This is a genomic window from Labrys sedimenti (assembly GCF_034424805.1).
GTDB classification, from domain to species: Bacteria; Pseudomonadota; Alphaproteobacteria; order Rhizobiales; family Labraceae; genus Labrys; species Labrys sedimenti.
On record NZ_JAXOUF010000002.1, the window covers coordinates 449194 to 469646 of the forward strand.

Below are 20453 nucleotides of genomic sequence, written 5' to 3' on the forward strand. Positions count from 1 at the left end.
GGTTCCGTTCGATCGCCTGCTCAGGACGCCGTAATGCGTCGGTGCACGCCGTCGAGGCTCTCGGCGAAAGCCTCGAAGAGCTTGCGATCCGTCAATTCGCGCAGGACCTGTTCGTTGATGCCGCCGCGCGTCGCATATTCCTGCGCCAGATGCATGAAATCGGCATTGGGCGCCGCTTCCGGCGCCTGGGCCAGGGCCTTGAAGAGGGCGCCGACATAATCGCGTGCCGCCGGATCGGCAACGCCATGGCCCTGCAGCCAGCCGTGAAGGGTGTCGAGATATTTGAAATAAGTGGCGAATGTCGCGGTGGCAACGCTCAGCGCATCGAACTCGGCAACATCCTTCACCGCAAAGGCTTTGCCGAACCGGGCGAAGAAGGTCACGACGTCGGGATCGGGCGGATAGATGATCGTCGGCCCCTGCCTCTGGGCGACCATCGGCATCGGCAGCGCCTTGGTGACGCGCTCGGCCGGGGAGACGAGGGCGGCGATCTCCTCGAGAGACAGAGTAGCGATCAGGCTGATGACGCGATGGTCCGGGCGGAACCGCAGACCCGACAGCACGTCATCGGCGATCTGGGGCCGCACGGCGAGCATGATCGTGTCGCAGGCGTCGAGGACGGCCTGGTTGTCGGCCGCGATCCGCACATCGGCAAAACGCGCTGCGAGGTCGGCGGCAATAGCCTCGTTGCGCGGCGACAGCACGACCGGCACGTCGTTGTCGGCGACCGACTTGAGACCCGTGACGATTGCCGATGTCAGCGCGCCCGTTCCGATGAAGCCGAGTTTCATGGAGCGCTCCGCGCCGTCATCTGGCGGGCGATGCGACTGTCCTCGTTCATGCGCTCGACCAGGGCTTCGATCGAATTGAATTTCAGCTCGCCGCGGATATAGCCGACGAAAGCGATCTCGATCTCCTTGCCATAGAGGTCGCCGGCATAGTCGAACACGAAGGTCTCGAGCAAAGGAGGGCCATTGTCGAAGGTCGGGCGGCGGCCGAAACTGGCGACACCGGCATGCACCACGCCATCGATCAGCGCACGCACGGCGTAGATACCAAGGGCGAGGCCGCATTGCGGATCGAGCGCCATATTCGCCGTGGGAAAGCCGAGCTCGCGGCCACGCTTCTCGCCGTGGACGACGGTGCCCAACACCGACCATTCATGGCCGAGCAGGCGATTGGCGCGCGTGATGTCGCCCGCCGCCAGGGCGCGGCGAATGGAGGAGGAGGAAACGGCCTCGCCGCTCTCGCGCGTCGGCGCCACGATGGCGATGTCGAGGCCGAGGGCGCGGCCATGCTGCACCAAGAATTCGGGGGTGCCGCGGCGATCCTTGCCGAAATGAAAATCATAGCCGACGGCGACGGCATGGGCGCCGAGCCGCCGGACCACCAGCTCTTCCAGGAATTCCTCGGCCGTCATGCCGGCAAGCGCCCGGTCGAAGGTGAGGGTGACCAGCGCGTCGAGCCCGGCCTTCTCCAGGAGGCGGGCCTTCAAGGCGGGCGGTGTCAGTCGGAACAGGGGCTCATCCGGCCGGAACAGGCTGCGCGGATGCGGCTCGAAGCTGAGGGCGACGGCCGGCCGCGACCGATGGTGCGGTCCCGGCTGCGAGCCCCTGGCGAGAGCCTCGGCCGCATCGATCACCGCTAGGTGACCGCGATGCACGCCGTCGAAATTGCCGATCGCGATGGCGGCGCCGGCAAGATGGGCGGGCAAGGTGACGGGATCGAGAAACTGCTCGAAGGCCATGATGTCTACCAGATCAGCCGCGGCATGACCGCGTCGGGAATGACGCCCTTGTCGGCAAGGAAGGCAGAGAGCGCCTCGGGGTCGACGCCATCGCCTTCATGGCCGGCCTCGAGCGCATGGATGCCGCCGGAAATGAACAGCGCGCCGCACCCGATGGCGGCGGCGCCGGCGAGATCGGTTCGCACGGAATCGCCGATGGCCAGTGTACGCGCGGAGGATGTCGGCTTGCCGCGGAGCGAGGTGGCCGTCTCGAAGGCGGCGTCATAGATCGGCTTGTAGGGCTTGCCGCAGATGGCCACCTCGCCGCCGATGGCGCGATAGGCTTCCGCCAGCGCACCGGCGCAATAGATGATGGTGCCGCCGCGATCGACGATGAGGTCGGGATTGGCGCAGATCATCGGCACGCCGCACGCCTTGAAGCCCGCCAACATGTCTCTATAGGTCTCCGGCGTCTCCGTGGTGTCGTCGAACAGGCCGGTGCAGACGACCACTTCCGCCTCCTCGGGCGTGTCGGCGAAACGGATGCCGAGGCCGTCATAGAGCGGCCGGTCGCGATCGGGGCCGAGATGGAAGACCCTCCTGGCTGCCACATGGGCGATCTGCGCCCGCGTCACGTCCCCCGAAGTGACGATGGCGTCCCAGCATTCGCGCGGCAGGCCGAGCCGGGCGAGCTGCGGCATCACCGACTGAGCCGGCCGCGGCGCGTTCGAGACCAGCACCGCAACGCCGCCCTGCCGGCGATAGGCGATGAGGGCGTCGGCAACACCGTCGAACACCCTGTGGCCATTGTGGATGACGCCCCAGATGTCGCAGAAGATCAGGTCATAGGCGCTGGCAATCTCGCGAAAGCCATGGATGAGACGGGGCGAGGAAGCCAAGGCGGGGCCTTTCCTGTCGAATGGGTTAAGCGGTGCGGGACGACGGTGCCCTTCACATAAGCCCTCAGGGCCGGGCTGGGAAGAGACAAGGGAGCGGGGGCGTCGAAAGGGGCCGGAAAGAGCGCCACCGCCTTCTCCCCTCGCGGGAGAAGGTGTCCCGAAGGGACGGATGAGGGGAGATACGCAACCTGGTCGGGAAATCGCTGCACCCCTCATCCTCCTGCCGGGACCTTCTCCCGCAAGGGGAGAAGGAACCTGACTTATCCCCGCTCCAGCAGCTCGCCCAATTTCCGTTTCAGTTCCTCCTTTGCCGGCCTCGCCAGGCGGAAGACCACGCTGGAGCGGGCGAAATCGAGGGCACGGATGCTGCCGACATTGGGGCGGATCAGGATGTCGGGACGATAATGGGCCGCCTTGGCATCGACGATCGCCGCCTGCATGATCTGCAGGGCCCCGAACATCGCCTCGAAGGTTCCGGGCATGTCGGTCTCGGCGGCGATGGTCGCGGCGCCCGAGACGTCGACGCCGACGAGAATGTCGGCCTTGCCGGCAAGGTGGTCGAGCGGCAGCGGGTTGACGGTGGCGCCATCGACCAGCACCTGGCCGTCGATGCGCACCGGTCTGAAGGCGCCGGGGATCGCCATGGAGGCGGCGACGGCCTGGCGCAGCGGGCCGGCGGTGAAGGCCCGCTCACGGCGGCCGTAATAATCGGTGGCCACGATGGTGAGCGGGATGGCAAGATCGGCAAAGGCCTGGGGCACGGCCTCGGGCAGAAAGGCGTCGCAAAAGACCTCGGCATCGATCATCACCGGATTGCCGAGGCCGGAAAACAGGTCGGCCAGCCGCCCGCTGCGTGCTGCCATCAGCTTGTTGCGCATGCCGCGCCGATCGGCGAGCATGGCCAGCGTATAAGCATGAAGCTCGGCGGCCGACAGGCCGGCGGCGTAGGCTGCGGCATAGATTGCGCCCATCGAGGTGCCGGCCATGGCGACCGGCCGGATGCCGAGCTCGTCGAAGACTTCCAGCATCGGGATATGGGCGAGGCCGCGTGCGCCACCGCCACCCAGGGCCAAAGCTACGGTCTTGCTGGAACGCGTGACCGTGGGCGTCATGTCAGGCCTTGCCGATGGCGCGCCAGCCGATGTCGCGGCGGCTGAAACCTTCGGGCCAGTCGACGAGATCGACGGCCTCATAAGCCCGCTTCTGCGCCTCCGCGACGGTCTTGCCGCTGGCGGTGATGCCGAGCACGCGTCCGCCATTGGCGAGGATATGGTCGCCCGAGCGCTTGGTGCCGGCATGGAAGACCAGCACGTCGTCGAGCGAAGCCGCCTTGGCGAGACCCCGGATTTCCGAGCCGCGCTGGAAACTGCCGGGATAGCCCTTGGTCGCCATTACCACGCAAAGCGCCGCGTCGTTCTTCCAACGCAGGGAGATGGTGGAGAGCACCCCGTCGGCCGAGGCGATCAGGGCCGGCAACAGGTCCGAGCGTAGCCGCGGCATCAGCACCTGCGTTTCCGGATCGCCGAAGCGGACATTGTACTCGATCAGCTCAGGGCCATCCTTGGTGATCATCAGGCCGGCGAAGAGTACCCCCTTGAACGGCGTGCCGCGGGCGGCCATGGCCCGTACGGTGGGGCGGATGATGGTTTCCATCACGCGCTCTTCCATCTCTGATGTCATGATGGGCGCGGGCGAATAGGCGCCCATGCCGCCGGTATTCGGGCCCTTGTCTCCATCGAAGACGCGCTTGTGGTCCTGCGCGGAGATGAGGGGAAGGGCGGTGGTGCCGTCGCACAGGGCGAAGAAGCTCGCCTCCTCGCCCTCCAGGAACTGTTCCACCACCACTTCGTGGCCGGCCTCGCCGACGCTGCCTGCGAAGATGGCGTCGACGGCGGCCAGGGCATCGTCCAGCGTCATCGCCACCACCACGCCCTTGCCGGCGGCCAGGCCATCGGCCTTGATCACGATCGGCGCGCCCTGTTCTTGGACATATGCACGCGCAGCGACAGCATCGGTGAAGCGCCGATAGGCGGCGGTCGGGATGGAAAATTCCTGGCACAGATCCTTGGTGTAGCCCTTGGAGCCTTCGAGCTGGGCGGCGGCCTTGGTGGGGCCGAAGGCTTTGATGCCGGCCGCTGCGAGATCGTCGACAAGGCCGGCGACCAGGGGAGCCTCTGGGCCCACCACCACGAAGTCGATCTCGTTCTCGCGGCAGAAGGCGATCACCGCCGGATGGTCGGCCGGGTCGAGGACGGCGCAGATCGCGCATTCTTCCATGCCGGGATTGCCGGGCGCGGCATAGAGCCTCTCGCAGAGCGGGCTCGCCGATATCGCCCAGGCCAGGGCATGTTCGCGCCCGCCCGATCCGATCAGAAGAATGTTCATCGTCACCGCCTGCAGAAATTCCGTTGGCCGGACCTTTGCCCGATCAGGGGGCAGGATGCAATGTCGAAGCGTATTCCCTGGGAGTGCGGACGTCCTCGTCCGCTCTTGGAAACGCTGCGCTTGGGGGGAGGAGCGGACGAGGACGTCCGCTCCTCCCAGGAGTTCCTTCCTCAGCCGATGACGGTGTCCACCACCCACCAGCCCGGTCGATGCCGTGCGATCGCCTGTCTTGCTGCGACTGCGGTCTCCGCCGTCTCGAACAGGCCGAACACGGTGGCGCCCGAGCCTGACATGCGGGCGAGACGGCAGGCGGGCTGGTCACGCAAGACGGCGAGCGCCTCGCCGATGGCAGGGCGCAGGGCAAGGGCCGGTGGTTCGAGATCGTTGCGGCCCCGATCGAGATGGCCGATCAATGCCGCCGTTCGCCGTTCGCCTTCGATGGTCGCGGCCAGGGCAAGGTCGGGGGAGGTGACCGACCCCACGGGAAGGGCAAGCGCGCGGAAGACATCTGCCGTCGGCGTGGCAATCCCCGGATTGAGCAGGACGGCGGGCAGGGGAGGCAGGGGAACCGGAGCGGACAGGGTCTCTCCTGCGCCGCGCATCCAGCGGCTGACGCCTTGCAGGCAGACCGGCACGTCCGAGCCCGTGGCGCGGGCAGCGGCCAGGACTGTCTCCTCAATCGAACCTTTCTTGTCCGTCAACGGCAGGCCATTGGCGCGGGCGAGCAGGCGCAGGGCAGCTGCGGCATCCGAGGAGCCGCCACCGATGCCGGCGGCGGCCGGCAGGCGCTTGTCGAGGCGGAAATGGCCGAGCGTGAGGCCGTCATGCCGTTCGGCGAGAGCCTTGGCTGCTTTCAGGACGAGATTGTCGCCAATGCTGCCGGTCTCTTCCGCACGAGGCCCGAAAACCTCCAGGGAAAGGCCGCGCCCCGGATCGAGACTGAGCTCGTCGGCGATATCGGCAAAGGCGACCAGGCTGTCGAGCACGTGAAAGCCGTCAGCGCGTCGCCCCAGCACGGCCAGGGTCAGATTGACCTTGGCACGGGCTTTCTCGTTCAGCCGGGCAGGCGAGACTCTCGCTTCGCCCGCTCCCGGATCGTCAGCCGCCATTGCTGTTGGACGGCGCGACAGGCTTCACGGGTTCTGCAGGTTTTGGTGCATCGGCAGGCTTGGGTGCATCAGCCGGCTTAGCCGGATCGACGGGCTTGGGAGCCTCGGTCGGCTTGGAGGGATCAGTCGGCTTGGAAGTATCAGCCGGCTTGGGTGTGTCGGCCGGCTTTGTCTCGCCTGCGGGCTGGGGAGCGTCAGCAGGCTTACTTTGGTCAGTAGATTTGGGTGCTTCCGCGGGTTTGTCGGCATCGGCCGGCTTTTCGGGCTGCGAGGGCTGGGCAGCATCCGGCGTCTTCGGTGCATCGGTGGGTTTTGCCTCGTCCGCGGGCTTGGACGCATCCGCCGGTTTGGCCGCATCCGGGGACTTGGCCGCATCAGGAGACTTGGCCACATCAGGAGACTTGGCCACGTCACCGGTCTTGCTGGCATCGGCCGAGGCCGTGTCCCGCATGCCATCCTTCAGCTTCTGCTCGATCTTGGCTTTCTCGTCCGGCTCGGGCTTGGCATCGAGAGCGTGGCGCCACTGGAAGGTCGCCTCCAGCTTGCGCCCGATCTTCCAATAGGCATCGCCGAGGTGGTCGTTGATGGTCGGATCGCTCGGCTTGAGGGAGACTGCGCGCTCGAGCTGTTCGACCGCCTCGTCATATTGGCCGAGCTTGTAGTTGGCCCAGCCGAGGCTGTCGACGATATAGCCGTCGTCCGGGCGTTGATCGACGGCCTTCTTGATCATCTCCATGCCTTCCTGGAGATGCATGCCCTGATCGATCCAGGAATAGCCGAGATAGTTCAGTACCGAAGGCTGGTCCGGGAAGAGTTCGAGCGCCTTCTTGAAGTCCGCCTCGGCCTTGGGCCACTGCTTGATGCGCTCATAGGCGATACCGCGGTAATAGAAGGTGGCCCAGTCATTGCGGGTGGGCTTGCCGATCACGTCGACCGCCTGCGAGAACGCCACGGACGCCTCTTCCCAGCGCTTGCGCTGGTTGAAGATGCCGCCGAGCGAGATGATGGCGTCGAGATCCTGCGGATTGGCCGAAATGATCTTCTTCAGATGCGCCACGCCCTCATCCGTCTTGTCGAGCTCGTCCAGCGTGGTGGCGAGCTCGATTTCGGCGTTGCGCTTGAGCGGCGAGGAAGCGGGCACGCTCTTGAACAGGGTTTCGGCGGTCTGGGGCTGCTTGAGGTCGCTGTAGAGTTCGGCAAGGCCGATCAAGGCCGTGGCATTGGCGGGCTCCAGATAGAGCGCCAGGCGATAGAACACCACGGCATAGTCGGCACCGCCCTGCTTGGCGATGCCGGCGGCGACCGAGACCAGGATATCGGCCGCGCCCTGCTGGGCCGTGGTCACGGCCGGCGCGATGCGCTTGCCCGCCTTGATGTCGGCGATCAGTGCCGCGACGATCGGCTGGCGAGGCACCTTGGCCGAATAGGCTTCCAGCACCTTGAGCGCATCGTCCTTCTTGCCGGCGCGCGCCAGTGCCCGGGCATAGGCGTCGACGATGGAGACGGCATTGGCATCGCGCTCATGGGCGTCCTTGAGCCGGGCGATCGCCTCATCGCGCATTCCCGCCATGTCGAGCATCATGCCGGTGGAGAAATTCTTGAAGGTGGAAAAGCCGTCATTGGACGAGATGTCGTCGCTGGCCACCACGCCTTTCTTGGTCTGGCCGGCACCCGCATAGGTCCAGGTCGAGATCAGGGGCGTCGCCAGCTGCAGGATGGGCTTGTCGAGCGTGAAGGCGAGCTCGTCGCGGGCCTTGGTGTAGTCCCGCCCCTTCAACGCCCGGATGCCGAGCACGAGATGGGCGATCGGGTTCTTCTTGTCGATCGCCACCACGCGCCGGGCGAAGGTGACGGCCTTGTCCATTTCGCCCGAGGTCAGCAAGGCAATGAAGGTGCGGTTGGTCAACTCCTGCCGAGCCTGCTCGTCCTTGAACAGGCCGCTGCTCAGCGCCTTGGCATAGAAGGAGGCCGCATTGTCGTCGTCGCGCACATTGGCGGCCAGTCGCCCGGCCAACAGGCTGCCTGAAGCGGAAGTCGGCCGGAATGGACGTTCGAGCGCCTTGGCCGCCAGTGCCGGCGCCATCAGGGTCGTCGAGAGGGCGATCGCCAACAAGGCGGCGGAAAAAGACGTGCGGGAAGACAGGGGCACAGGGAAGAAAACTCCGAATCAGCCGGCCGCCTCGACACAGGCGACGCAGTCGCGAATTATTCGCCGCTACCATGGCTGCTTTGAGGCGAGGGAACAACCCACCCTCCGCGCTAATCCGCCGATTTTGCCGGGCCGTTTGACCCGTCTTCGATCGGCCGCCGCCGGCCTGCAACCCCAGCGGGCGCCCGTGCCGGCAGGTATCGACCGCTCCTCTTGGAATGGCCCGGGATCGGCGCTTGACAAGCTGACGCCGGGATACGACCCCTTGGTCATGTCCGCTCCCACCCCCTGTGCGCCCCCCGTGCCCCATGTCGCTCGCGGGTCGGCTGCCTACCGCAAGATCAGTCTCGCTCTCTTCCTCGCCGGTTTCGGCACTTTCTCGCTGATCTATTGCGTTCAGCCCCTGCTGCCGCTGCTGGCCGAGGAATTCCATGTCGGCGCGGCCCAGAGTTCGCTGGCGCTCTCCCTGACCACCGGCGCGCTCGCCTTTGCCATCTTTGCGGCCGCCGCCGTTTCGGAGCGATTCGGCCGGCGCGAACTGATGTTCGCCTCCATCGGCCTTGCCAGCCTGCTCAATCTTGCCGTGGCGGTCACGCCGGGATGGCATGCCATCCTGGCCTTGCGTGCCGTCGAAGGGCTGGCCATTGGCGGGGTACCGGCCATCGCCATCGCCTACCTGGCCGAGGAGATCGAGCCCAATGGCCTGGGTTTTGCCATGGGGCTCTACATTGCGGGCACCGCGCTCGGCGGCATGGCGGGCCGGGTGTTGACCGGCGTTCTTGCCGAATTCCTGACCTGGCGCCTCGCCTTGGCGATCGTCGGTCTCGGCGGCCTCGTGCTGGCGCTCGGCTTCGTCCTGCTCCTGCCGCCCTCGCGGCATTTCACGCCGCGCAAGGGTTTCGATCTTCGCTATCACCTCAGGGCGTGGGCTTCGCATGTCGGCCGGGAGAGGCCCGGTGCCGTGCTGGCAAAGCCGCTTTTGTTCGCCGTCGCCTTTTGCGGCTTCGGCAGCTTCGTGACCGTCTACAATTACGCCGGCTTTCGGCTGATGGCGCCGCCCTTCGACCTCAGCCCGACGCAGACCGGCCTGATCTTCACCGTCTATCTGTTCGGCACCGTCTCTTCCTCGTTCGGCGGCATGGCGGCCGACCGGCTGGGGCGGGCGCCGGTGCTGATCGCCGGCCTCCTGACCATGGCGGTTGGCATCGGCCTCACGCTCTCCTCGAGCCTCACCGGCATCATTGCCGGCATTGCGGTGCTGACGGCGGGCCAGTTCGCCTGCCATGCGGTGGCGAGCGGCTGGGTCGGCCGGCTGGGCGGTGCCAGCAAGGGCCACGCCGCCTCGCTCTACATGCTCGCTTACTATCTCGGCGCCAGCATCGTGGGCTCGACGGGCGGCTGGTTCTGGAGCGTCGGGGGATGGCAGGCCGTGGTCGGCTTCACGCTGGTACTGATCGCGCTTGCCGTCGCATGCGCGGTGCGGCTGATGCGTTCCGGGCGTTGATGAAAGAGCCGGACGCCGCTCCAAGCGAAGAAAGCTGTCGACCTGCGCTCGATTGACGGCCATGTTCGGCGCGATAGGGACAAGGGGAGGCGGGCGGCCTTGCCGTCGCCGTGCCGTCGGCAGGATCGAGCCGGGGCGCTGGGGAGCGGGATCATGAACGCATATCGCCTGATGATCGTGGCTGCGGCAATGCTCCTGTGGCTGGCCGGCCAGGCAGCCGCGGCTCCCAAGGGCGGCTGCGCCTCGGATGATCCGGCCGTCGCCATTCCTGCCTGCACTGCCGCCATCAACCGCATTGCGGTGACACCTGGCAGCCAGGCTACCGCCTACCTGCAGCGCGGGCGCGCCTATTACCGGCAGAAGCAATATGGCCTTGCGATCAACGATCTCAGCGCGTCGATCCGACATAACGACAAGAGCTACCTGGCCTATGTCTTCCGTGGCCTCAGCTCTGCCGAACTCGGCGACCACAATGCGGCGATTGACGACTACGACAAGGCCATCGCCATCAAGCCGGGATCGGCGGATGTCTATTTCTATCGTGCCAATTCCCGTTCGGAGCAGGACGATATCGAAAACGCCATCGCCGATTATTCGCGCGCCGTCGATCTCGATCCGCGTATGGGCCCCGCTTTTGCCAATCGCGGCAATCTGCAGCAGCGGCTCGGCCGCCATGACAAGGCTGTCGCCGACTATACCAGGGCAATCGCGCTGAAGCAGGGGGTCTCGCTGATCTACAGCAATCGCGCCAATTCCTATGTCAATCTCAAGCGCTACGACCTCGCCATGGCCGATTTCGACAGGGCGATCGCGGCCGATGCCGGCAATTTCAATGCCTATAACAACCGTGCCAACCTGCATTACGCCCAGGGCGAGATCGACGAGGCCATCGCGGATGTCAGCAAGGCGATCGCCTTGAATCCCGGCATAGCCGAATTCCATTCGGGCCGTTGCGCGCTCTATCTGGCGAAGGGAGCGCTGCGGGAGGCACTGACGGATTGCGATACGGCCATCGCGGCACGGCGCGACTATGCCGAGGCCTATCTCAATCGCGGGCTGGCGCATTGGCGCCTCGAGGAGAGAGAAGCCGGCCTGTCCGACATGGAGATGGCCTTCTCGATCAATCCGAACCTGCCCAATGTCCAGCGCTATGTGACGCTCTTTCGTGCCTCGAAGGCGGTGCAGCAGGCCGAGGCCGGCAAGAAGAACCCGCCTGCCGCCGCCCAGAAGGCTATGGCCGGCGGTTCGCGGCGGTTCGCGCTGGTCATCGGCAATTCACGCTACCAGGCCGTGTCGCAACTGCCCAATCCCAGGCGTGACGCTGACCTCGTCGCCGCGGCTCTGCGAACGGCTGGCGTGCAGGACGTTACGGTTGCTTACGATCTCGGACGTGCCGGCATGGTCGATGCCCTCAGGGCTTTCTCTGCCAAGGCCGATACGGCCGACTGGGCCATTCTCTATTATGCCGGCCATGGCATGGAACTGACGGGGCAGAATTATCTCATCCCCGTCGATGCAAGACTGCAGTCCGATCGCGATGTCCCCGACGAAACCGTCAGCCTGCAGCGAGTCCTGTCGGCGTTGAGTGGCGCGCGCCGCCTGAAGCTGGTGCTGCTGGATGCCTGCCGCAACAACCCCTTTGCCGCGCAGATGACGATGACGGCCGCAACCCGCTCGGTCGGGCGCGGCCTCTCGCGGGTCGAGCCTTCGGGAGCGACGCTGGTGGTCTATTCGGCCAAGGAGGGCACGGTGGCCGAGGATGGCGACAGCCGGCACAGCGCCTTTGCCGAAGCCTTCGCCAGACGGGTGGTGGAACCGGGGCTGGAGATCAACAAGGTATTCCGCTTCGTGACCAGCGACGTGATGTCACGAACCGCAAACCGGCAGGAGCCCTTCGTCTACGGCTCGCTGCCGCCCGAGGATTTCATCTTCACCGGCGTGCAGAACCAGCCGTCATCGGCATCGTCCTCGCCCTGACCCCGCGCGCGGCCTGCGGCCAGGCGAGGGCGGTTGGCGCTCAGGCTGCCTGATAGGTACCTGCATCTGTGACGGACAGTGGCTCGCCACCGATGAAGACGCGCTCGACCTCTAAATTTCCATCGAGAACCACGATGTCGGCCCGCTTGCCCGGCGCCAGGGTGCCGACATCGCCGGCAATGCCGGTAAGCTCGGCCGGCGTCAGCGAGGCCATGCGGATGACGGCAGGCAGGTCCTGGCCGATGGCCTTTGCCATGGTCTTCACCATCTGGTCCATGCCATGCATCGAGCTCGCCAGGCTGCCGTCCGCGCCCCGGACGGAATGGCCGTCGCTCCAGACCCAGCTGCCGTCCACCTGCGAGCCGAAGCGATATTGGCCGGGCGGCATGTCCATGGCGCGGTTGGCATCGGTGACGAGGCAGCAGCGCCGGGGCCCGATCAGGCGGAAGGCGAAGCGCAGCAGGTCGTCGGAAAGGTGGATGCCGTCGGCGATCACCTCGGTGCTCATCGCCGGGTTGGCGAGGACATATTGCTCCATCCCGGCCTGCATGGGCGTGCCGAAGCGCTTGCGCAGGGAGGCGACCGAGCTCATGGCGCACCAGAAATGGTCGACGTGGCGCATGCCATGCGCGAAGGCCGCCTCGAGTTCATCCCAGCGGGCGTTGGAATGGCCGCAGGTGATGAAGCAACCCCGTTCGCGGGCATGGTCGAAGAAATCGAGGGCGCCGGGCAGTTCTGAGGCGCAGGTGGCGATCTTGATGATCTCCCGACCGAGGAAATATTCATATTCCTCCCGCACCGGATCACGCCGCCCCTCGGGCGCGTGGATGCCGACCTTGTCTTCCGCAAAATAGGGACCGTAGAAATGGATGCCGGCGATGCGGGCGCCATCCGAAGGTGTCCAGGAGGCTTGCACGTTTTCGCACGCTTTCACCATCGCATCGAGCTGGGCGAAGGACCCCGTCGTGGTGGTCGGGAAGATCGAGGTGGTGCCGTGCCTGGCATGGGCGACATTTGTTCGCCGCACGGCATCGACGGTGCCATCCATATAGTCGGCGCCGGCACCGCCATGCACGTGAATGTCGACGAAACCCGGTGACAGGTAGCGGCCGCCGAAATCGAGACATTCCTTGCCTTCATGCCTGGAAGCAGGGGGCTCGATCGCTTCTATCCGGCCGTCTACGCAGTGGATCACGGCGTCTTCGAGAATGGCATCTTCGAGGATAACGTTCCCTTTCAGGAGAAGCTCTTTCATGCTGGATCCGGCGATAGCTGTTGTGATAGGAATGCATGTATCTAACGATATCGTCATAAACGTGCAATTGAGGAATCGCCTTGCCCATCGAATCAACGCCTGACGAGAGGCGCGCCTTCGTCCTGTCGAAGCTGGAGGCCAAGGGCAGGCTGTCGACGCAGGAGGTCTCGGCGCATTTCGAGGTTTCCGAGGACACCATCCGGCGCGACTTCCGGGACATGGCGGCGGAAGGCCTGATCAAGCGTGTCCACGGTGCTGCCCTGCCGGTCTCGCCGGGCGGATTACCCTTCCAGGGGCGCTACAAGATCGCAGCAGGCCTGAAGGCGCGCCTGGCCCGGGCGGCGGCCGGGCTCGTGCTGCCGGATCAGGTGGTCGTCATCGACGGCGGCACCACCAATCTCGAAGTGGCCAGGCAGTTGCCGCGCGATCTCCGGGCGACCATCGTCACCAACAGTCCGCTGATTGCGAGCGCAACGACCGAGCATCCGCATCTGGAGGTCATTCTGCTCGGCGGCATCTTCGACAAGCGCAGCCAGATGGTGCTGGGCGCGCGCGTGCTCGACCAGCTTCACGCCATCAATGCCGATCTGTGCGTCATCGGCGTGCACGGCATCCACGAGGAGTTCGGATTGACCACTGCCGACTATGACGAGGCTGCGATCAAGGCCGCCATGATGAAGGCGGCTGCCGAGGTCGTCGCGGTGGCGACCCCGGATAAATTCGGCACCGTGGCGGCGCACCATTTCGCTACGCTGTCGTCGATCGATACGCTGGTTACAGAAGAGACGCCCCGTGCCCGCGACCTGCTGGAGAAGGGTGGCGTGAAGGCGATTTATGCCTGAGAGGGGGCAAGCCGCACTGCCTTGGAGTCAGGCCTCGCTCCGCCTTTTCGACTGCCGGGAGGCTGCCGCCGCCGCACCCAGGGCACCGATGCCGGCGCCGATCAGCGCGCAATTGATGAGGATGCCGACGAGATCGGTGCGATTGGCCGCCGCGATCGCCTGCGCCGCCTGCTCGGCACCGACGCCCCCGGTCCTCGCATCCATCATGGCGACCATGCCTGGCTCGTTGCATTTGGGCAGGAGCGTGTATTTGGCCTCGTCGCTGTCGCCATAGATCTTCTCGATGGCCTGCTCGCAGCGCAGCCGGTCGGCCGGGGAAACCCCGGGCGCGCCGAACTGCAGATAGAGGCCGACGCCGAGGAGGATGACCCCGAGGCCGGCGTAAAGAAGTGCCTTCACCCGCATGCGTCCGCCTACATGTTGGGATAGTTCGGGCCGCCGCCGCCCTCCGGCGTCACCCAGTTGATGTTCTGGGCGGGATCCTTGATGTCGCAGGTCTTGCAGTGCACGCAGTTCTGCGCGTTGATCACGAAACGCGGATCCTTCTTGGCTGTCTCGTCGCCATAGACCACCTCATAGACGCCCGCCGGGCAATAGAGCCGGGCCGGCTCGCCATAGACCGGCAGGTTCTTTTCGATCGGAACCTTGGGGTCCTTCAATGTAAGATGGATCGGCTGGTCTTCCTCGTGATTGGTCGAGGACAGGAAGACGGAGGAGAGCTTGTCGAAGGACAGCTTGCCGTCCGGCTTGGGATAGTCGATCGGCTTGCATTCGGCGATCGGCTTCAGGGTCGCATAGTCGGGCTTGCCATGCTTGAGCGTGCCGAACAGGGAGAAGCCGAGCTTTTCGTTGAGATGCATGTCGATGCCGCCGAGGATCACGCCGGCGAAGGTGCCGAGCTTTGACCACAGCGGCTTGACGTTGCGCACCTTGTAGAGGTCGCGGCCGATCTCGCTGGAGCGCCAGGCGGCCTCGTAGGAGGCTGGCTCGTCATGCGAACGGCCCTCGGCCAGCGCCTTGGAGAGGTGCTCGGCCGCCAGCATGCCCGACAGCACGGCATTGTGGCTGCCCTTGATGCGCGGCACGTTGACGAAGCCGGCCGCGCAGCCGATCAGGGCGCCGCCGGGGAAGGAGAGCTTGGGCACCGACTGGTAGCCGCCCTCGGTGATGGCGCGCGCGCCATAGGCGATGCGCTTGCCGCCCTCGAAAGTCGGAGCGATCAGCGGATGGTGCTTGAAGCGCTGGAACTCGTCGAAGGGCGAGAGATAGGGATTGGTGTAGTTGAGGTGGATGACGAAACCCACCACCACCTGGTTGTTCTCCAGATGGTAGAGGAAGGAGCCGCCGCCCGTCTTCGAATCCAGTGGCCAGCCAAAGGAATGCTGCACCCGGCCGGGGACATGCTTGGCCGGATCGATCTGCCAGAGTTCCTTGATGCCGATGCCGTATTTCTGGGGCTCGCGGCCGTCGGCGAGATTGAACTTGGCGATCAGCGCCTTGGTCAGGCTGCCGCGGGCACCCTCGGCGAAGAGGGTGTATTTGCCGTGGAGTTCCATGCCGCGGGTGAAGCCGGATTTGGGCTGGCCGTCGCGGCCGATGCCCATGTCGCCGGTGGCAATGCCCTTCACCGCGCCCTTATCGTCATAGAGCACTTCGGCGGCGGCAAAGCCGGGATAGATCTCGACGCCGAGGGTTTCGGCCTGGGTAGCCAGCCAGCGGCAGACATTGCCGAGCGAGCCGACGAAATTGCCGTGGTTCGACATCAGCTTGGGCATGCCGAAATTGGGCAGGCGCAGGGCGCCGGACGGGCCGAGATAATAGAACTGGTCCTCGGTGACCTCGGTCACCAGCGGGCGATCGTCCGCCTCGCGCCATTCGGGCAGCAGCTTGTCGAGGCCGATCGGATCGATCACCGCGCCGGAGAGGATATGGGCCCCGACCTCCGAGCCCTTCTCCACCACCACCACGCTGGTTTCGGGATTGAGCTGCTTGAGATGGATTGCGGCCGCCAGACCGGCAGGTCCGGCGCCGACCACGACGACATCATATTCCATCGCCTCGCGGGGGCCGAGATCGGCACTGTCGGTCATCGAGTAGTCTCCGGTGGTTTGAAAGAGCTTGGAGTGATCGTGCTTTTTTCACGTTTTTGGAATGGGTGCAAACAATGCTGCGACGGTTTCCCAAACTAAGTAACCAATTGGTGCGTTAATGTCACGTTGGGCGGGGCCGTCGGTTCCATCTGCGGGCAGCAGCGTTCGGGATCACGGCATCTTCTCCCGTTGCAGGGGGGCGATATTTCGCCAGCATGGCCGGCAACGCACGAAAAGACGATATCGATCGCAACGATGCCCTTGATCCGTCGCTGATTGTCATATTCTCCCGCAAAAGGCATGGAAGGGTTTGGCCGTTCTCCAAGAAGGCCGGTTCTGCGGCTCTATACTGATGCAGATGATGCTGTCTCTTGGGTTACCCTTTCCCATTGCCACGCGTGCTAGGTAGAGTAGGCTGTCTGCGGCTTGCGATCCGTCGGTGTGGAGCATACGGGCATGGGCATTCTGGACTTCATCTCCAAGCAATTTATCGATGTCATCCAGTGGACGGCCGAGGAGCCGGGCCTGTTGGCCTACCGCTTCCCGATGTCCGGCATGGAAATCCAGAACGGCGCCCAGCTCGTGGTGCGCGAGACGCAGAAGGCGGCCTTCTTCAACGAAGGCAAGATCGCCGACATCTTCGGCCCCGGCACCTATACGCTCACTACCCAGACCCTGCCGGTGCTGACCTATCTGAAGAACTGGGACAAGTTCTTCGAATCGCCCTTCAAGTCGGACGTCTATTTCTTCGACACCAAGGACCAGATCGACCGCAAATGGGGCACCACCCAGCCCCTCACCATCCGCGACAAGGAATATGGCCCGATCCGCATTCGCGCCTTCGGCAATTATTCCTATGCGATCGGCGATGTCGGCGCGTTCTGGTCTCGCCTGGTCGGCACGGCGGAGCGCTGCACCTCCGAGATGATCGAGGGACAGCTCCGCGGTGCCGTGCTCACCGCCATTGCCTCGACGCTCGGCCAGAGCAACGTCGCCTTCATCGACATGGCCGCCAATCAGGAAGCCTTTTCGCAAAAGCTCGCCGAGGCCATCCGTCCGGCGCTCCGGGACTACGGTATCGACATCAAGAGCTTCTACGTCCAGAGCCTGTCGCTGCCCGAGGAACTCCAGCGCATCCTCGACAAGGCCAGTTCCATGAACATGCTGGGCGATCTCAATCGCTACGCCCAGTTCCAGACGGCCGAATCCATTCCGCTCGCCGCCGAGAATCCGGGCGGTCTTGCCGGGGCAGGGGCAGGGCTCGGCGCCGGCATGGCGATCGGCCAGGCCATGGCCCAGGGCTTTGCCAATGCGGCGCCGGCCCAGGCCCCCTCGGCGCCGGCCGCGCCCGCGCAGCCGGCCGAGGACCCGATCCAACTCCTCGAAAAGCTCGGCGGGCTGCTGGCCAAGGGCATCCTGACCCAGCAGGAATTCGACGCCAAGAAGGCCGAATTGCTGTCGCGGATCAAGTGACCCCGCCCACTGGGAAATCAATCAAAGAGCTTGTCATCCCCGGCCGAGCTACTCGCGAGCGCAGCGAGAGAGGGCGAGGGGAAGGGGATCCAGGGGTAATGAAAAACATCGATGGGCCCCTGGATCCCCTTCCCTTGGCCTCCGGCCTCGCCGGGGATGACAGAGCCCTTATCTTGGAACCGTCCCTCGGTGCAGGAAGCCGGTCAATCCAGTGATCCATACGAGGCCCAATGCGTAAATTCGCCTGCCCTTCCTGCGGAGCGGATGTCGTGTTCCGGTCGGCGCAGTCGGTGTATGCCGTCTGTGCCTATTGCCAGTCCATGGTGGTGCGTACCGATGTGGACGTGACGTCGCTCGGCGTTATGGCGGCGCTCCCCGACGACATGAGTCCCCTTCAGCTCGGCACCGGCGGCGTGTTCGATGGCCAGTCCTTCACCATTATCGGACGCCTGAAGATCGGCTGGAGCGACGGGCTGTGGAACGAATGGCACATGCTGATGGATGACGGCCGGGAAGGCTGGATCGGTGAGGCACAAGGGTTCTTCTCAGTGAGCTTCGAGGCGGAGGAGGCGACCTGGGGGGGCGTGCGCGAAGCCTTGGAGCGCTGCCGGCCGCTGCTGGAGGGGAGCGAGACCGGCACCGCCGGCATTGGGCCGGGCTTCTCCGTGGCGATGAATGGCGTTCAGCTCAGGGCTGTCGACATCAAGCTGGCGACCTGCCTGGGGTCGGAGGGCGAATTGCCCTTTGCGGCCCCCAAGGGCCGGCGCACCGTGTCAATCGATTGCATCGGCGCCGAGGGTGAATTCGCCACGCTCGAACACGATGGCGAAGAGGTCAGTGCCTATTTCGGCCGCTATCTGGAATGGGATGCCTTGCGCTTCTCCAATCTCAGGCCGCTGGAGGGCTGGTGATGGACGAGCCTCTCACGCCGCCGTCGCCGCCGACACCACCTCTATCCGCGCAGCGACCGCCCGGGCGACCGCGAACCTTTGCCTGCCCCAATTGCGGCGGGGCGGTGACCCTGCGCGCCGTCGGCCAGTCGATCAGCGCGACCTGCAGCCAGTGCTCCTCGCTGATCGACGTCGCCGACGAGAATCTGCGCATCATCCAGAAGGCGCAGGCTGCGCTGGAACCCTCGGAGATTCCGATCGGCGCCCGCGGGCGGCTGCAGGACGTCGAATGGGAGGTCGTCGGCTATATGCGCCGGAGCGACCGGACGGGATATTACGAATGGATCGAATATCTCCTCTACAATCCCTATCGAGGCTATCGCTTCCTGGTCCGGGAAGCCGGTCACTGGACCCTAGTGAGAATGCTCACCCGCGATGTACCGGCGGCCGGCAGCACCATCGACCTCACGGTCGAGGGGCGGCGCTATGCCTTCTTCAGCAAGGGGCAGGCGCTTACCAAATATGTCGCCGGCGAATTCTATTGGCGAGCTTCCACGGCGGATGTCACCGAGACGGCGGACTATATCGCTTCGCCCCACCGGCTGATGGTCGAGAGCAATGCCGAGGAAATCATCGTCTCCGAAGGCATCTATCTCGAACCTAGCCTGGTGGCGCAGGCCTTCAAGCTGCCGCTGGCGGACGAACGCCGTGGGCCCGGCGTCAACCAGCCCAATCCGCACAAACGCTGGCTCAGGGTGCCCCTCGCCGCGCTCGGCCTGGCGACGCTGCTGCAATTCGGCTCGCTCGCCCTCTCGCCCGGACGCCAGGTCGCCTCGCAGACCTTCACCCTGACGTCTGCCGACAAGGGCAAGACCTTCGCCTCCGAGCCGTTCCGCCTGGATGGCCGCGGCAATGTCGAGTTCGAGACCAGCGCCGAGCTCAAGGATGACTGGCTGGAGCTCGATGTCGCCCTGGTCAATGTCGAGACAAATCGCAGCTACCATGCCTCCCAGGGGCTGGAGAATTACAGCAGCGGGCGGGTTACCGAACGCACCAGCGAATTGCTGTCGCCGGTGCCGGCAGGCACCTACAAATTGCTGATCGACACCAATGCCGGCCTGTTCACCAAGGCGGCGGAGACCGTGCCGATGGTGGCGCGCGAGGATTACCTGCAAACCTGGTTGCGCAACAATGGCCAGGGCGGCAGTTTCCCCTCCTCGCAGCCCGCCATTGCTCCTGCGCCCGCCAATCCTCTGCCTTCGGAGAAATTCACCGTCACGGTCCGGCACGACGTGCCGATCTGGTCTAACTATCTCGGTGCCGTCGGCCTCCTGGCTCTCGGCGCCGGCTTCGGCTTCTTCCGCGACCGGCGCTTCGAGCAGTCGCGCTGGGAGCAGGGCGGCATCGACGAGGAAGCGCCATCGGTGTCCGGCAACCTGGCGGCGGGCGGTTTCGTTGCCGCCGCCGGCAGCAGCAATAGCAACTCCGATTCCGGGACCGACAATTGGTGGTCGTCGAGCAGCGACGATGACGACGACAGCGGTGGTTCCTCATCGAGCGACGATTCCAGCAGCAGTTCCAGCAGCGAGGACACGTGAGCAGGATTCAGATGATCTTCGCCGGGGCGGTCGTGTTCGGCATGGCTCTCGGCAATTTCGGCGGCTATTCGCTGGCCAATATGTGGCACGGCAAGCAGACCACCAGCCGCGGCATCAGGAGCAGCGACGATGGCGGCTCCTTCGGGTGGTTCGGCGGCGGCAGAAGCTCCGGCGGCGGCTATTCATATCACAAATAGGGGGCTTTCATGGATGTCTCGGGCCTGATCGAACTGAAATATGTGGTGGCCTCGCTGGTCTATTCCGGCATCGGCCTCCTCGTCTTCGTCATCGCCTTCTGGCTGCTCGACCTGCTGACGCCGAAGGTGCAGGTGTGGAAGGAACTATGCGAGAAGCGCAACACCGCGATGGCGATCTTTCTGGGTGCCGTGGCGCTCGGCATCGCCATCATCATCGCCTCGGCGATCCATGGCTGACCGTGCGACAGACATGACTGGTGTGCTTGGGCCTTTGCGGTCATTGCGAGCGCAGCGAAGCAATCCAGCCCGTCCACGCCAAGGCTCCTGGATTGCTTCGCTGCGCTCGCAACGACGTGAGG

Annotated in this window: 18 protein-coding genes; 8 read left to right on the forward strand and 10 right to left on the reverse strand. The window is 65.1% G+C overall.

What is annotated here, in order from left to right; genetic code table 11:
• Positions 1-20 precede the first annotated feature (20 nt).
• The 7 genes from U1R88_RS08550 to U1R88_RS08580 form a co-directional block, all read right to left on the reverse strand.
• Positions 21-791, reverse strand: a complete 771-nt coding sequence (locus U1R88_RS08550) for a pyrroline-5-carboxylate reductase (protein ID WP_068286329.1) — start codon at positions 789-791, stop codon at positions 21-23.
• Positions 788-1747 carry a bifunctional riboflavin kinase/FAD synthetase gene (locus U1R88_RS08555; RefSeq protein ID WP_068286326.1) on the reverse strand — a complete coding sequence of 320 codons (960 nt, stop codon included), beginning with the start codon at positions 1745-1747 and terminating at the stop codon, positions 788-790. Before U1R88_RS08555 ends, U1R88_RS08550 begins: the two co-directional genes overlap by 4 nt.
• A gap of 5 nt (positions 1748-1752) precedes the next feature.
• Positions 1753-2625, reverse strand: a complete 873-nt coding sequence (locus U1R88_RS08560) for a TIGR01459 family HAD-type hydrolase (protein WP_322430863.1) — start codon at positions 2623-2625, stop codon at positions 1753-1755.
• Between the two features lie 260 nt (positions 2626-2885).
• Positions 2886-3737, reverse strand: coding sequence for a patatin-like phospholipase family protein (locus tag U1R88_RS08565; protein ID WP_322430864.1), 852 nt, complete (start codon positions 3735-3737; stop codon positions 2886-2888).
• 1 nt (position 3738) lies between these two features.
• Positions 3739-5010 carry a phosphoribosylamine--glycine ligase gene (purD, locus tag U1R88_RS08570; RefSeq protein WP_322430865.1) on the reverse strand — a complete coding sequence of 424 codons (1272 nt, stop codon included), beginning with the start codon at positions 5008-5010 and terminating at the stop codon, positions 3739-3741.
• Positions 5011-5180: 170 nt separating this feature from the next.
• Entirely contained in the window at positions 5181-6119 is a 939-nt protein-coding gene (locus U1R88_RS08575) for a 4-(cytidine 5'-diphospho)-2-C-methyl-D-erythritol kinase (RefSeq protein ID WP_322430866.1), read from the reverse strand.
• A complete protein-coding gene (locus tag U1R88_RS08580; RefSeq protein WP_322430867.1) occupies positions 6109-8268 on the reverse strand; it encodes a tetratricopeptide repeat protein in 2160 nt (719 codons plus the stop codon). The genes U1R88_RS08575 and U1R88_RS08580 overlap by 11 nt, the downstream gene beginning before the upstream one ends.
• Positions 8269-8539: 271 nt before the next feature.
• On the opposite strand from U1R88_RS08580, the gene U1R88_RS08585 reads away from it, so the two are divergent.
• Entirely contained in the window at positions 8540-9772 is a 1233-nt protein-coding gene (locus U1R88_RS08585; protein WP_322430868.1) for an MFS transporter, read from the forward strand.
• A 153-nt stretch (positions 9773-9925) separates the two neighbouring features.
• A complete protein-coding gene (locus tag U1R88_RS08590; protein ID WP_322430870.1) occupies positions 9926-11749 on the forward strand; it encodes a tetratricopeptide repeat protein in 1824 nt (607 codons plus the stop codon).
• Between the two features lie 40 nt (positions 11750-11789).
• On the opposite strand, the gene U1R88_RS08595 is transcribed toward U1R88_RS08590, so the two are convergent.
• Complete coding sequence (locus U1R88_RS08595) at positions 11790-13004, reverse strand: N-acetylglucosamine-6-phosphate deacetylase (RefSeq protein WP_322430871.1); 1215 nt, start codon at positions 13002-13004, stop codon at positions 11790-11792.
• Between the two features lie 80 nt (positions 13005-13084).
• On the opposite strand from U1R88_RS08595, the gene U1R88_RS08600 reads away from it, so the two are divergent.
• Positions 13085-13846, forward strand: coding sequence for a DeoR/GlpR family DNA-binding transcription regulator (locus U1R88_RS08600; RefSeq protein WP_322430872.1), 762 nt, complete (start codon positions 13085-13087; stop codon positions 13844-13846).
• Between the two features lie 27 nt (positions 13847-13873).
• Here the strand turns inward: U1R88_RS08600 and U1R88_RS08605 are convergent, their stop codons facing one another.
• Both U1R88_RS08605 and U1R88_RS08610 read right to left on the reverse strand, forming a co-directional pair.
• Positions 13874-14245 carry a hypothetical protein gene (locus U1R88_RS08605; protein ID WP_322430873.1) on the reverse strand — a complete coding sequence of 124 codons (372 nt, stop codon included), beginning with the start codon at positions 14243-14245 and terminating at the stop codon, positions 13874-13876.
• Positions 14246-14259: 14 nt separating this feature from the next.
• Positions 14260-15936: an electron transfer flavoprotein-ubiquinone oxidoreductase gene (locus U1R88_RS08610; RefSeq protein WP_322430874.1), complete on the reverse strand. Its 1677-nt coding sequence runs from the start codon at positions 15934-15936 to the stop codon at positions 14260-14262.
• A 456-nt stretch (positions 15937-16392) separates the two neighbouring features.
• Here U1R88_RS08610 and U1R88_RS08615 point away from each other — a divergent pair, with 456 nt between their 5' ends.
• The 5 genes from U1R88_RS08615 to U1R88_RS08635 all read left to right on the forward strand — a co-directional run bounded on the left by U1R88_RS08615 (position 16393) and on the right by U1R88_RS08635 (position 20331).
• On the forward strand, positions 16393-17409 hold the full coding sequence (locus tag U1R88_RS08615; protein WP_322430875.1) for an SPFH domain-containing protein: 1017 nt from the start codon (positions 16393-16395) through the stop codon (positions 17407-17409).
• Between the two features lie 230 nt (positions 17410-17639).
• Entirely contained in the window at positions 17640-18320 is a 681-nt protein-coding gene (locus tag U1R88_RS08620) for a DUF4178 domain-containing protein (RefSeq protein ID WP_322430876.1), read from the forward strand.
• Entirely contained in the window at positions 18320-19897 is a 1578-nt protein-coding gene (locus U1R88_RS08625) for a DUF4178 domain-containing protein (protein ID WP_322430877.1), read from the forward strand. The genes U1R88_RS08620 and U1R88_RS08625 overlap by 1 nt, the downstream gene beginning before the upstream one ends.
• Complete coding sequence (locus tag U1R88_RS08630) at positions 19894-20094, forward strand: hypothetical protein (protein ID WP_322430878.1); 201 nt, start codon at positions 19894-19896, stop codon at positions 20092-20094. Before U1R88_RS08625 ends, U1R88_RS08630 begins: the two co-directional genes overlap by 4 nt.
• 9 nt (positions 20095-20103) lie before the next feature.
• Complete coding sequence (locus tag U1R88_RS08635; protein ID WP_156771483.1) at positions 20104-20331, forward strand: DUF350 domain-containing protein; 228 nt, start codon at positions 20104-20106, stop codon at positions 20329-20331.
• Positions 20332-20453 lie beyond the last annotated feature (122 nt).